The sequence below is a fragment of the Alteromonas sp. I10 genome (genome assembly GCF_003201515.1).
Lineage (GTDB): Bacteria > Pseudomonadota > Gammaproteobacteria > Enterobacterales > Alteromonadaceae > Alteromonas > Alteromonas macleodii.
This window is the reverse complement of sequence record NZ_QJJN01000004.1, coordinates 414,528-427,240: the sequence shown is the minus strand read 5'-3', so window position 1 is coordinate 427,240 and position 12,713 is coordinate 414,528. Positions and strand designations below refer to the sequence as shown.

Below are 12,713 nucleotides of genomic sequence, written 5' to 3'. Positions count from 1 at the left end.
ATGGTTGTGAAACTGGTCTGTCGGCCTGAACAAAATAACAAAAATTCACTGATGAGGTAAAACACTATGAAAGCGAAAGGTTTTGTACCTGCGTTGCTTGCGCTCAGCTTTTTCACGACTCCTAGCTTTGCGAGCGAGTGCCCCAGCGTACTAAAGTTCATGAAGCGTAAGCTCAACTCACAAGAAACGGTGAATTTGTGTAACGAATATGCCGGAAAGACCCTTTTAGTGGTGAACACAGCCAGCTATTGCGGCTACACGCCACAATTTGAAGGTTTAGAAGCCCTTTATAATGACTACAAAGACAAAGATTTTGTAGTACTTGGCTTCCCGTCGCACGATTTTAACCAAGAAGATAATGATGAAGGCAAAACGGCAGAACTGTGTGAATTGACTTATGGCGTAAAGTTTCCGATGTTTGAACCAATATCGGTAAAAGGTGAAGACGCCGATCCTATGTATAGAATGCTAAAAACCGCCACCGGCAAAGCGCCATCATGGAACTTTAATAAGTACCTTATTGACAGCTCTGGTAAGCAAATAACCCACTACCCTAGTTCAACAAAGCCCACTGATCCGGCTTTTATCGCTGACATAGAGGCACTCCTCAAAAGCGAATAAAACCGCGAATATCAATGCTGCCTATAGGTCACACCAAACGAGAATCTAAAAGCCGCGCATAAAAAAGCCCCGCGTAACACGCGGGGCAATCAAGCACACTCAACTTGGAACACACTTTTAGCTGAAAACATACTTCCTACGTTTTAGCTAACTGCATTAATTTAGTGTGTTTAGTTGTTGGTTAGTTCAATAATTTTTTCGCTTGCTTCAGAAAAAGCCTTGTTTGCTTGCTCTTCGCCCATGTTAAGTCCTTCAGCGTAAACGAATTTAACGTCACTGATACCAACAAAATTTAAAAAGTGTTTTAAATACGGCGTTTGCGTATCAAAGTCTGAACCTGCATACACACCACCACGCGCGGCAAAAACAGTCGCTGATTTATTTTCTAGCAATCCGACAGGACCTGTCTCGGTATACTTAAATGTTATACCAGCTCTTGCAATACGGTCGAAGTAAGCTTTTAAGCTCGATGGGATGCCAAAGTTGTACATTGGCACGGCTAGCACAATTTCGTCAGCCGCTTTTACTGCTTCAACAATGTCATCAGAGACTTTTACCAATGCCTGTTGTGATTCATTTCGCTCAGACGCCTCAGTCATCCACGCTTGCATTTCTTCACCTGTTAAATGAGGCAGTGCCAGAGAGGCAACATCCACGCGGTTAATGTGCACAGAACCGTCATTCTCAATTTTTGAAAGGTACTCGTTTGCAAGCTTTGAAGAATTACCTTGGTTGCCATTTAGGCTGGAAAATATAGCCAGTACTTTTTTCATGCCGAACTCCAATATTCGTTGTTTCGATAATATATGGCTATATTACGGCAATCGGGTGGGATGAAAATATCAAAAACATGAAGGCTTCGTTCTATTTTGTAGAACAAACTGCCAAGGAATAGAGTAAATGTGAAATTATTGAAAACATTACATTACGTTAATGTTGCAAGGAGGTTGATCTTCTCTTATTTGCTCAGCGTAACCGAGTTTGCCACAACACAATTAAGAGGATACAAAATATGAGAAGGACCAAAGCGCTCCTTGCATGTTCAATATTACCACTGTTTTTAATTGGCTGCTCGGATGACGACGACGATGTCGTACAAGAGCCCACACCCACCCCAGAATACGCAAACGTTCGAGTTGTTCACGCAGCATCAGACGCACCAATGGTAAACATCACTGCTAACGACGCCATACTCAACGATCTTGAAAGCGTTGATTACCAAGTTGCTTCATCTCGCTTCGAAGTCGAGACAGGCATGTACGATATTGGTGTTACAGGCATTCTTCCAGGTGAAAACGCTGAAGTGCTGCAAGCTGACGTTACTTTAGAAGCTGACATGAACTACGATATTTTTGCCGTAGGTAATGTTGGCGATGAGTCGTTATCGCTTTTAACGGTGACCAGTATGGAAACCGCAGTTGACGCGGGTAATGCTCAAGTACAGATTGTACATGCAGCATCAATGGCTCCTATGGTTGATATTTATGTTACGGCACCAGATACAGATATCACTGCCGAGCAGCCGCTTGTTACTGCTGAATTTACTGACGTGACAGATTTGATTCAAGTACCCGCGGGCGATTATCAAATTCGTATTACACCGGCCGGTGAGACAACGGTTGTATACGACTCTGGTACGGTAAACCTTGCAGACGGTGCCGATTTGCTTATCGCTGCCACTAATAACGTAGGTACAGGCGATTCACCAGTAACATTACTGGCCGCGGACGGTGATGGAAGCTTCAAGATTTGGGATGCAGAAGCAGGTGCTGCTATCCGCGTTGTGCACGGTATCAGCGACGCACCAGCGGTTGATGTTGTAGCAAATAACGAAATAGTATTGGTGGACGGAATACAGTTCCCGCGCACCACAGACTATTTGTCTGTTGCAGCCGGTGACTATCTTATTGACGTTGTAGCCGATAGCGACAACAGTGTTGTGGCAATTGACGATGCTGAGTTGACACTAGAAGTAGGTATGTCTTATACCGCTATCGCAAACAACGTTTTGGCTGCACCAGAACTTGATGTGCTTGTTGATATGCCCCGCTCCGTAGCGACAGAAGCGAAAGTGCGTATTGTACATGCTTCACCTTCAGCGGGTAACGTCGATATTTACGTAACCGCAGATGGTGAAATTGATGCGGTTGACCCGGCATTTGCCGATATTGCCTATGAGACTGGCGAGCTTGTTGAAACAGGTTACGTAAGTCTTGCAGAAGGTGACTACGTCGTTACGGTTACACCAACAGGCACCAAAACAGCGGCAATCGAAACAGGTGTTTTAACGCTTGAGAATGGTGAGATTTACACTGCTATCGCATTAGATGGTGCAATGGAAGGCGATTTACCTCAATTAGCGTTGCTTGATGGCCTAGCACCACCTCCACCAGCTTTTAATGCTGACATGACTTACAATGTAAACTTAAGTGGTTCACAAGAAGTGCCTGCCGTTACTACTATGTCTATGGCAACTGCAGTGGTCGAAATTGACGAAGACTTACCGGCGTTTAGCGTAAGTGTTGACGTATCAGGCTTAACGGATGTTACTGGTGTACACGTACACGATGGCGGCATTGGTATGAATGGTCCGGTTGCTTTCCCACTGACTGATGCTGGTAATGGTACTTATGTTCTCGCTGAAACTAATATTTCACCTAGCAACTTAGACGCGCTGACTAGCGGTGAGTGGTATTTAAATGTTCACACTACCGCTAACCCTAACGGTGAAGTGCGTGGTCAGATTGTTCCCGACACAACTGCGGTAGTAACATTTTCACTAAGCGGCAGCCAAGAGGTACCAGCAGTTGACACCATGGCAATGGGGTTTGGCTATGCGCTCTTCGACACCACAAACAACAACGTTTCTCTTGTGGCGGTAACCACTATTGAAAATGCGACTATGGCGCACATTCATACTGGGTTTGCTGGTGAAAATGGTGACGTACTTGTAGGACTTGTGGAAAGTGAAAGCACCGCTGGCGTTTGGATGACAGACGGAAGCATAGCACTAGATGAAGCCACAGCTACGCAACTACTGGCAGGTGGTCATTATGTGAATGTGCATACAGCAGCTAATACTGGTGGTGAAATTCGCGGCCAAATCACGCCTGATAATATTGAAGTGTACGGCATCATCGCAAACGGCCTACAAGAAGTGCCTGCAGTAACTACAACAGCAAGCGGCGCTGGTGCATTTACTTTGAATACATCTACAGGTGTACTGTCAGGCAGCGTTACCATTACCGGTATGACAGCAAACATGGCTCACATTCACGAGGGTGAAATGGGCGTAAATGGTGATGTTCTAATTGGACTTACTGCCGGAACCAGCGGTATGTGGTCTGTGCCAGCTAATACTACGTTAACCGCTGAGCAAATGAATGTTATGGCAGACGGAGGTCTTTACACTAACTTCCACTCAGATGCATTCCCAAGCGGTGAAATTCGTGGACAAATTACGCTAGGTTTTGACTAGTAAAAAATTGCTAAACCCATTGTGTTTCAATTATATTGAGACCCAATGAACCTAAAATAAAAAAAGGGGCAAACGCCCCTTTTTTGTGTTTCTCGACAAGAAGATTTTATCTATATGGTATTTAGCGCCGTGTCGAAATCTGCAATCAGATCCTGAGTGTCTTCAATACCTACCGAAATACGCAGCATGGTATCGGAAATACCCATTAACTCACGCTCTTCTGCCGTGTTCTCAAAATAAATAGTAGGCGCAACTGGTAGCGCTAAGGTGCGATTATCCCCTAAGTGCGTGGCGCAAATAACTAACTTCATTTCGTTTAAAAACGCCACTGGATCAGCACCGTCGATAAGGTCAAAACTCAAAATTGCGCCGTAGCCGTCGTTTAGGTATTCCCTTGCCATGAAATGCTGAGGGTGGTCGGCAAGACCTGGATAAAAGACTTTAGATACCTTGGGGTGATTATCTAGGAACGTCGCCAACTGCATAGCATTATGCTGACTTCGTGATAAACGTAAATCTAAGGTTTCCATGCCTAGGGCAATGGCCGTCGCTGATTGCGGTGCCAATGTAGCGCCTAAATCGCGTAAACCTTTCTTTTTGATTTGCGTAATGCCCCACTGTGCAGTATCTGCAACCTGATAAGCTGGTTTTAGATTACTAAACTTAGTCCAGTCATAGTTACCCGTATCGATGACAGCACCACCTAAAACGTTACCGTGACCTGCAATGTATTTTGTCAGCGAGCAAAACACTAACGACGCTTTAACATCTTTAGCGTAAAAAACAGGGGGTGGCGTCATGGTGTTATCAACCATAAACAGCATGTGCTTCTCTTCGCAGAATTGACCGATGGCGTGAAGGTCGGCCACCTGTGTCACAGGGTTAGCTACGGTTTCGGTGTAAACGCCTTTTGTGTTTGGCTGGTAAGCTTCTTTGACTTGCTGAATGTCGGTCACATCTGTGTAGGTAACCTGCACACCAAAATCTTTAATGGTTTCAAAAAAGCTTCGCGTATTACCAAATAGGTATTGGCTTACAATTAAATGGTCGCCGGCTTTGAGTAAAGCAAATAACGAGCTGCTTATCGCCGCCATTCCGGTTGAGTAACATAAGGTACCTACACCGCCTTCCAGATCATTAAGCATATTTTGCAGTGCCGCCACAGAAGGTGACGATGAACGAGAATAAACGTGAGCAGCTCGTTTACCTTGAAACGCATCGATGATGCCCTGCGCATCTTTAAACTCGAAAAGAACTGAATTAGACGTGCTGCTGTGAACACCACCATGTTCAGGCGTATTTAGCATGCGATCAGAATGAACCTGACGGGTTGTGAATCCCAATTTTGTCACGGGTGAAGCTCCGAAAATAGATGTTTGCGACCGAGCCGAGTGCGCACCAGTACTCTGAGTTGATACGGTTGCGTACTTACCACTTCAATAGAAATGATTATGGCTTTGTAATGCAGTTTTTAGGATATTTTGCGCAAACATTATCATAAAACGTATAAATAGTTTGCATTTGTTCATCTATGTTAGTCACTTTCTGAATAATTGGCCCCAACACAATCATCTTTCTGGCGTAGTCCAACCCAATGACTTGTATAGGAATTTCGGCTTCTCGTGCAATGTGCATAAAGCCTGTTTTCCATGGATAAATGGGGCTTCGCGTACCCTCTGGCGCTAACGCGAGTATTAATTGATCTGCTTCCTTTATCTTATTTGCAATAGACGTGACCACCCCATGCGCTTTACTTCTCTCTATAGGAATACCGCCTAATCTTTTAACAATAGCGCCCAAAGGGGGCGCAAAGATGGTGTGCTTTCCGAAAAAATTAATGTTTAGCTTAAAGGAAAAAACCACGAACAAGCCAATAAAGAAGTCCCAGTTCGATGTATGCGGTGCTACCGCTAAAATGGCTTTTTTCTGATTGATTAGTTCACCTTCTACACGCCAGCCCCTTTTTGTCAGCACCCACGCTGCGAACGACGACAACCAGTTGGGCCACTTGCGAGGAACATGCTCTCCAACGTTAACACTATTGGCCCGTTGAGAGTGGGTTTGAGGGTGTGAGGTTTTTGTCATTATTATTATGCTCTGCTTAGTACACTTAGGTTATCTATTTGCTAATTTATTTTCTGAGGCTTCGAAGTGGAATGCCGTAACGAAAAGCGCTTTACTTTCCATATTGTACCCGCATATTAATTAACAGAGTAAAACGTTGGAGAGTGCGCAATTTGGCGAAGAGTAATCAAAATGGGTTTGTAACGCAATTGTTAACAATGCAGCGTTTTGAATTCTTAGAGAATATGGGCTTAATATAGCTATGTGTATTTTATTTATCGCAAACAATATGCGAGATGATTACCGGCTTATCATTGCTGCGAATCGGGATGAGTTTTACGCACGACCAACCGCGCCGTCTTCATTTTGGAAAAGCCACCCGCATTTGCTCGCCGGACAAGACTTAGAAGCTAATGGAACCTGGATGGGTGTTACGCGTAACGGATATGTGGCGGCGCTTACTAATGTAAGGGACCCACACAACATCAATAAAAATGCGGTATCGCGAGGCGAATTGGTCGCCAACTGGCTGAAGCACGACTCAGTCGAAATGAAGCCTGTTGCACAATCGCAATACTTGGCAACGCTAGAAAAAACGCGCCACCGATACAACGGCTACAACCTGTTATTCGGAGATATAAATTCGCTCAAGGTTTACAACAACGTAAACAATTCGACCCACATAATCGACACTGGTGTCTACGGTTTGTCTAACGCGGATATTGCCACACCTTGGCCAAAAGTCACGCAGGGCGTTACCGCATTGAACGATTATGTTTCCAAACAAAACATCATTAATGATGAAGACTTATTTGATATTTTACGTTACGACAATAAAGCCGACGATGCCTTGTTACCCGACACGGGCGTAGGCTATGAGTGGGAAAAGGCGTTGTCTTCCATTTTTATTCAATCCGAAAAATACGGAACGCGTACCTCTACACTGCTATTAGTAGATAAAAACAATACGCTGACCTGGAAAGAACGACGCTTTTCAGACAAAGGCGAAGCACAAGAAACCCGCGCTTTTTCTTTTTCAATTTAGGGTGTTTTTGAAATGAAACTTTCGTTTACGTTTTCTTTCCTCGACTAATTGAAATATTTTCAACCTTTAGGGGTCGTTTTTTCTACCATCGGTGGCATAATGCCAGCCTGCTATCTTTTGCATACCAACGTAACGTGAGGACATATCGTGTTTGAAGTATTACCCCATCTCGCCCCAGATCCAATTCTTGGCCTGTCAGCTGCTTTTCGTGAAGACACCAACCCAAACAAAATCGATTTAGGTGTTGGCGTATATAAAGATGAGCAAGGTAATACCCCTATTCTTTCAAGTGTCGCAAAAGCGCAAAAAGTGCTTTTAGATACCGAAACTAGCAAAACCTACATCACGCCTCAGGGCAACCAAGGTTTTATCGACGGTATGTTGTCTTTGCTATTAGGTAAGACTAGCCCCGTTCTATTAGCAGACCGCGTTGCAGCGGTTCAAGCTCCAGGTGGTTGCGGTGCATTGCGTATTCTTTCAGAACTACTTGCCCGTTGTAACGACAACGCTAAAGTATGGGTAAGCGACCCAACATGGGCGAACCACATTCCACTTATCGGCTCGGCGGGTCTTAAAATCGAAACCTACCCGTACTTCGATAAAGCGTCAGCGAGCATTCGCTTTGACGCTATGATGGAAACCCTTCGCAAAACTGAAAAAGGCGATATCGTTCTTCTACACGGTTGCTGTCACAACCCTACAGGTGCTGATCTTACTAATGCACAATGGGATGAAGTACTAGAAGTAGCAAAAGAGCGCGAATTCCTGCCTTTCATTGATGTGGCTTACCTAGGTTTTGGTGAAGGCTTAGAAGAAGACGCGTACGGCATGCGTTTGTTGGTAGAAAACCTACCAGAGGTTATTGTTGCAGCTTCTTGCTCTAAGAACTTTGGCCTTTATCGCGAACGTGTTGGTTTGGCTGCCATCATTACTGAAGATTCAGCAACCCGTAAAATTGCTCAGGGTCAAATTCAGTCAATCGCACGTGGCATCTACTCTATGCCACCGAGCTACGGCGGCGCGTTGGTAGACATTATCCTAGCTGACGAAGCCCTTAACAACGAGTGGGTATCTGAAGTGAACGAAATGCGCGATCGCATGAAATCACTCCGTGCAATGCTAGTTCAAAACCTTCACGATAATGGCTCGCCTAAAGACTTTAGCTTCGTAAACGACCAAAAAGGTATGTTCTCGTTCTTGTGTATTACTCCAGAGCAAGTGCGCGAAGTGCGTGAAAAGCACAGTGTGTATTTTGTTGATTCTAGCCGCGTGAACATTGCGGGCATCAACCAAGAAAACGTAGAAACACTTGCTAAAGCATTGGTATCAGTGCTTTAAGTACGAACTATTGATTCTTAAGATTCGAAAGGCAGGGTTCACACCCTGCCTTTTTTATTGCCTTCAAATTACCCGTCTTCCTATTTCTGCGATGAACGCCCCAACCACGCTGTCAGTAGCGGTTAGTCACACTTTTTAACAAATTCACGCAGTGCGCTATACGCCTTTTAGTAGGGCAAGCCGGATATAATCGTTACACTGTAACAATGTTGACGTACACGTTAACTTGGTATTTATTACGACTGACTTATAACAATGAGATTAACGACAAGAACAAGGATCACCCATGTCTAAAGTAAGTGTATTTTGTCTTTCTGCCGCGCTACTTGGCAGTGCAATGCAAGTAAATGCTAAGGAAGGCATGTTCACGCCAGAACAACTCCCTTCAATTGCCGGCGATTTAAAAGAAACAGGCTTAGCAATCCCTGCTAGTAGTATTAACGACCTAACCGCGTTTCCTATGGGCGCGATTGTTTCACTAGGTGGCTGTTCAGCATCGTTTGTCTCTGACAAAGGCTTGGCCGTTACTAATCACCACTGTGCGCGCGGCTCTGTTCAATATAACAGCACCCCAGAAAACAACTATTTAAAAGATGGTTTCCTAGCAAAAGAAATTGGTGAAGAACTGCCGGCCGCGCCGGGTACACGCATGTTCGTTACGGTCGATTTTTCTGATGTAACCGACAACGTCATTGGCGGTATCAGCGATGACGTTCAAGGACGCGAGCGCTACGACCTCATTGAAGCGAACCGCAAAGCATTAATTGCAGAATGTGAGTCTGAAGCAGGCTTCCGCTGCTCTGTGCCTTCGTTTTTCCAAGGCCTTGAGTATAAGCTAATTAAGCAAATGGAAATTCGTGACGTGCGCATTGCCTACGCGCCTGCTGATTCAATTGGTAAATACGGTGGTGATGTAGATAACTGGATGTGGCCTCGTCATACGGGCGACTTCTCTTTCTATCGTGCTTATGTGGGTAAAGACGGTAAACCCGCTGATTACAGTGAAGAGAACGTGCCGTTTAAACCTGACCATTTCTTGAAAGTTTCGGCAGCTGGACTTGAAGACGGCGACTTTGTTATGGCAGCGGGCTACCCTGGCTCTACTAATCGCTATGCGCGTTTATCACAAGTGTCGTACACGTTTGATTGGTTATATCCCACTTACCTTGAACTGGTAGACGCGTGGATCAAGACTATCGAAAGTGCATCTGAAGAAGGCAGCGATGCGCGTATCAAATACGAAGCATTGTTAGCGGGTCTTAACAACTTCCACAAAAATACGTTAGGCCAGCTTTCTGGCGCTAAACGCGTTGGACTTGTTCCACGTCGCGCTGAGCGTGAAGAGCAACTAGCTGCATGGCTTGATAAAAACGGTAAGAGTGAAATGAAGCAAGCACTAGCCGATCTTGATGCGGTTAGTGCTGAACAAATGCAAATGAACAAGCAAAACTTCTGGTACAACAACCTAAGTCGTGCACAACTCTTGTCGTCAGCTCAAACCCTGTATCGCAATGCCATCGAAAAAGAAAAGCCGGACGCAGAACGTGAATCTGGATTTCAGGACCGCGATCAAATTCGCCTGAAAGAAGGCGTAGAGCGCATTGAGCGTCGCTTTGATCCGGCCGTTGATCAGGCCGTTTGGCAAAAAATGATTAGTATGTACCTTGAACAGCCTGAAGAAAACCGAGTAGCCGCGTTCGATAAAGCAGTAGGCATTGATAGTGATACTGACGGAAAAACACTTCAGAAGAAGTTAAAGGCGTTTTACGACAAGACTTCATTGACTAACACTGAAGAACGTTTGAAATGGTTAACTGCAAGCCGCGCTGATTTCGAAAATAGCAACGACCCGTTCATTAAACTTGCGGTTGCCCTGTTCGATACCGAGATGGCTATTGAAGATAAGAGCAAAACGCTAAGCGGTAAAGCTGCCGCGCTTCGCCCTAAATACATGAGTGCCATTATTGAGTGGCAAAAATCTTTGGGCAGCCTTGCTTATCCAGATGCAAACAGTACGCTGCGCGTCACTTACGGTAACGTAATGGGCGGCTCGCCAAAAGACGGTCTGATTTACGAGCCGTTCACTCGTCTTGAAGGTATTACTGAAAAAGACACGGGCGAGACACCTTTTGACTCTCCTAAAAAGCAGCTTACGCTTATTGAGGACAAGAAATACGGACCTTACAAGTTAGAAGCTATTAACAGCGTGCCGGTGAACTTCCTGACGGATTTAGATTCAACCGGCGGTAACTCAGGCTCAGCAACGCTTAACGCCAAAGCAGAGCTTATCGGTTTGTTGTTTGACGGTACGTTTGAGAGCGTCAATTCTGATTGGGATTTTGACCCGAAAACAACCCGTACCATCCATGTAGATAGCCGCTACATGTTATGGGTAATGGAATACGTTGACGGTGCAACGAACCTCATCGAAGAGATGACCATCGTTAAATAACCACCAAATAATGGGGTCAGAGTACTTTTCTGCCTCCAAAAAAATGGCAAAAATGGGGGCAGAGTAAATTTCTGTCTCCCATTTCCGTTAACTGAAAAGGAGATCGTTATGAGGTTACTAATAAGGCTTGTTAGTTTAGCCGTGGCTGCGTACTCGTGTTATAGCGGAGCTGTAACCGGTGAGTGGAAAGCATCTATCGCTATTATTTCGCTATGTGCGTTGATGTTCCTAATTACGTTTATTTCCAAGGCACGCGGCGGTACGCCAGGCTCTCAAAGCGATGGCGCCTCAGCGATATACACACCAAGCAGCAGTTCAAGCTCATCTTGTAGCAGTGATGGCGGTGGTGGAGATTGCTAAAACTCAATGGGGTCAGAGTACTTTTTTCAGTATTTAAAGTACTCTGACCCCAATGTTTTATTTGAGGTTGCGGAGGCCTTGGGTGAGGAGTCGGTCTAGTGCGTTGGCGAAGTTTTGTTTGTCACGTTGGGAGAAGGCTTTTGGACCGCCTGTGTGTTCGCCGCTTGAACGCATGGTTTCCATAAAATCACGCATGCCCAGTATCTGCTTGATAGACGACTTGTCGTATTCTTCACCACGATTATTTAATGCTAGCGCATTTTTTGTCAGTACATCAGCGGCCAATGGAATGTCATTGGTAATCACCAAGTCACCCGCTTCACACTTCTCTACTATATAATCGTCAGCGGCATCGAAGCCTGACGGCACTTGCGTTAAGGTTATGTGCTTGTCTGGTGGAACAGACATGGAATGGTTAGCCACCAAAGACAAAGGCAGCTTGGTACGTCTGGCTGCCTTAAAAAGAATGTCTTTGATCACTGCAGGGCACGCGTCGGCGTCAACCCATATATGCATGGTCGTATCTCATAACTGAATCTAATTACGCTAGCATACCACCATCTACCACCACTGTCGTGCCAGTCGTGTAGGTTGAAGCGTCTGATACTAAGTACAATACCGTGCCCGCCATTTCATCTGGGTCAGCGACACGGCCTAGTGGAATAACTTTAAGCGCGTGCTTCAAGATTTGCTCGTTAGTTGTTAATGCTGACGCAAATTTAGTATCGGTTAAACCTGGCAATAATGCGTTTACGCGAATGTTCAAGCTACCGCACTCTTTTGCAAATGACTTAGTCATGCTGATAACCGCAGCTTTGGTAATAGAATAAATCCCCTGCATGTCACCCGGTGTTACACCGTTTACCGATGCCGTGTTTAGAATGACGCCACCGCCCTGCTCTTTCATCATTTTGCCAGCTTCAATTGACATGAAGAAGTAGCCACGAATATTGACGTCTACAGTTTTATTGTAGGCACCAAGGTCAGTATCTAAGATATGCCCAAAGTAAGGATTGGCTGCCGCGTTGTTTACTAAAATATCCAGTTTTCCAAAATCGCGCTTAATGACGTTAAATGCTTCTGTAATTTGCTCCATTTCACCCACATGACACGCTAGCGCTGTCGCCTTACCACCTGCGTCACGAATTGAAGAAGCCACGGCTTCACAGCCGTCAATTTTGCGGCTTGATACAATTACATGCGCGCCATACTGGGCAAGCAAACGGGCAATAGACTCACCGATACCGCGACTTGCACCTGTAACCAGTGCCACTTTTCCTGTTAAATCAAAAAGGTTCTTCATTGTCATATCCTTAATTCTTGCTGATAAAGTGCTGTGTGCTTAATTTCTCTTA

The 12,713-nt window shown here is 45.1% G+C and carries 11 protein-coding genes; 6 read left to right on the top strand and 5 right to left on the bottom strand.

Annotated features, from left to right (window positions below):
• Window positions 1-66 precede the first annotated feature (66 nt).
• On the top strand, window positions 67-621 hold the full coding sequence (locus tag BZA03_RS10855) for a glutathione peroxidase (RefSeq protein WP_110288779.1): 555 nt from the start codon (window positions 67-69) through the stop codon (window positions 619-621).
• 170 nt (window positions 622-791) lie between these two features.
• Here the strand turns inward: BZA03_RS10855 and BZA03_RS10850 are convergent, their stop codons facing one another.
• The gene (locus BZA03_RS10850; protein WP_061485981.1) at window positions 792-1,394 is read right to left on the bottom strand and encodes an FMN-dependent NADH-azoreductase; all 603 of its coding nucleotides are present in this window, start codon (window positions 1,392-1,394) and stop codon (window positions 792-794) included.
• A gap of 239 nt (window positions 1,395-1,633) precedes the next feature.
• Here BZA03_RS10850 and BZA03_RS10845 point away from each other — a divergent pair, with 239 nt between their 5' ends.
• Entirely contained in the window at window positions 1,634-4,099 is a 2,466-nt protein-coding gene (locus tag BZA03_RS10845) for a CHRD domain-containing protein (RefSeq protein ID WP_110288778.1), read from the top strand.
• Window positions 4,100-4,209: 110 nt separating this feature from the next.
• Here BZA03_RS10845 and BZA03_RS10840 read toward each other — a convergent pair whose 3' ends face one another.
• A complete protein-coding gene (locus tag BZA03_RS10840; protein WP_041693510.1) occupies window positions 4,210-5,451 on the bottom strand; it encodes a cystathionine gamma-synthase family protein in 1,242 nt (413 codons plus the stop codon).
• A gap of 97 nt (window positions 5,452-5,548) precedes the next feature.
• The gene (locus BZA03_RS10835; protein ID WP_014949719.1) at window positions 5,549-6,184 is read right to left on the bottom strand and encodes a 1-acyl-sn-glycerol-3-phosphate acyltransferase; all 636 of its coding nucleotides are present in this window, start codon (window positions 6,182-6,184) and stop codon (window positions 5,549-5,551) included.
• Between the two features lie 241 nt (window positions 6,185-6,425).
• Between BZA03_RS10835 and BZA03_RS10830 the strand changes: the two genes are divergently transcribed.
• The 4 genes from BZA03_RS10830 to BZA03_RS10815 all read left to right on the top strand — a co-directional run bounded on the left by BZA03_RS10830 (window position 6,426) and on the right by BZA03_RS10815 (window position 11,358).
• Window positions 6,426-7,208 carry an NRDE family protein gene (locus tag BZA03_RS10830; RefSeq protein ID WP_110288777.1) on the top strand — a complete coding sequence of 261 codons (783 nt, stop codon included), beginning with the start codon at window positions 6,426-6,428 and terminating at the stop codon, window positions 7,206-7,208.
• A gap of 147 nt (window positions 7,209-7,355) precedes the next feature.
• Window positions 7,356-8,546 (top strand): amino acid aminotransferase, encoded by a 1,191-nt coding sequence (locus BZA03_RS10825; protein ID WP_014949721.1) that lies wholly within the window; start codon window positions 7,356-7,358, stop codon window positions 8,544-8,546.
• A gap of 286 nt (window positions 8,547-8,832) precedes the next feature.
• A complete protein-coding gene (locus BZA03_RS10820; RefSeq protein WP_110288776.1) occupies window positions 8,833-10,998 on the top strand; it encodes a S46 family peptidase in 2,166 nt (721 codons plus the stop codon).
• Window positions 10,999-11,106: 108 nt separating this feature from the next.
• A complete protein-coding gene (locus BZA03_RS10815) occupies window positions 11,107-11,358 on the top strand; it encodes a hypothetical protein (RefSeq protein WP_110288775.1) in 252 nt (83 codons plus the stop codon).
• Window positions 11,359-11,415: 57 nt separating this feature from the next.
• Here BZA03_RS10815 and BZA03_RS10810 read toward each other — a convergent pair whose 3' ends face one another.
• Complete coding sequence (locus BZA03_RS10810; protein WP_110288774.1) at window positions 11,416-11,874, bottom strand: YaiI/YqxD family protein; 459 nt, start codon at window positions 11,872-11,874, stop codon at window positions 11,416-11,418.
• A 25-nt stretch (window positions 11,875-11,899) separates the two neighbouring features.
• Window positions 11,900-12,661 carry an SDR family oxidoreductase gene (locus BZA03_RS10805; RefSeq protein ID WP_014949725.1) on the bottom strand — a complete coding sequence of 254 codons (762 nt, stop codon included), beginning with the start codon at window positions 12,659-12,661 and terminating at the stop codon, window positions 11,900-11,902.
• Window positions 12,662-12,713: the final 52 nt, after the last annotated feature.

Coding starts and splice junctions, on each gene's coding strand:
- BZA03_RS10805 (WP_014949725.1), bottom strand. CDS start 12,661: ATGAAGAACCTTTTTGATTTAACAGGAAAAGTGGCACTGGTTACAGGT.
- BZA03_RS10815 (WP_110288775.1), top strand. CDS start 11,107: ATGAGGTTACTAATAAGGCTTGTTAGTTTAGCCGTGGCTGCGTACTCG.
- BZA03_RS10855 (WP_110288779.1), top strand. CDS start 67: ATGAAAGCGAAAGGTTTTGTACCTGCGTTGCTTGCGCTCAGCTTTTTC.
- BZA03_RS10820 (WP_110288776.1), top strand. CDS start 8,833: ATGTCTAAAGTAAGTGTATTTTGTCTTTCTGCCGCGCTACTTGGCAGT.
- BZA03_RS10810 (WP_110288774.1), bottom strand. CDS start 11,874: ATGCATATATGGGTTGACGCCGACGCGTGCCCTGCAGTGATCAAAGAC.
- BZA03_RS10830 (WP_110288777.1), top strand. CDS start 6,426: ATGTGTATTTTATTTATCGCAAACAATATGCGAGATGATTACCGGCTT.
- BZA03_RS10845 (WP_110288778.1), top strand. CDS start 1,634: ATGAGAAGGACCAAAGCGCTCCTTGCATGTTCAATATTACCACTGTTT.
- BZA03_RS10850 (WP_061485981.1), bottom strand. CDS start 1,394: ATGAAAAAAGTACTGGCTATATTTTCCAGCCTAAATGGCAACCAAGGT.
- BZA03_RS10835 (WP_014949719.1), bottom strand. CDS start 6,184: ATGACAAAAACCTCACACCCTCAAACCCACTCTCAACGGGCCAATAGT.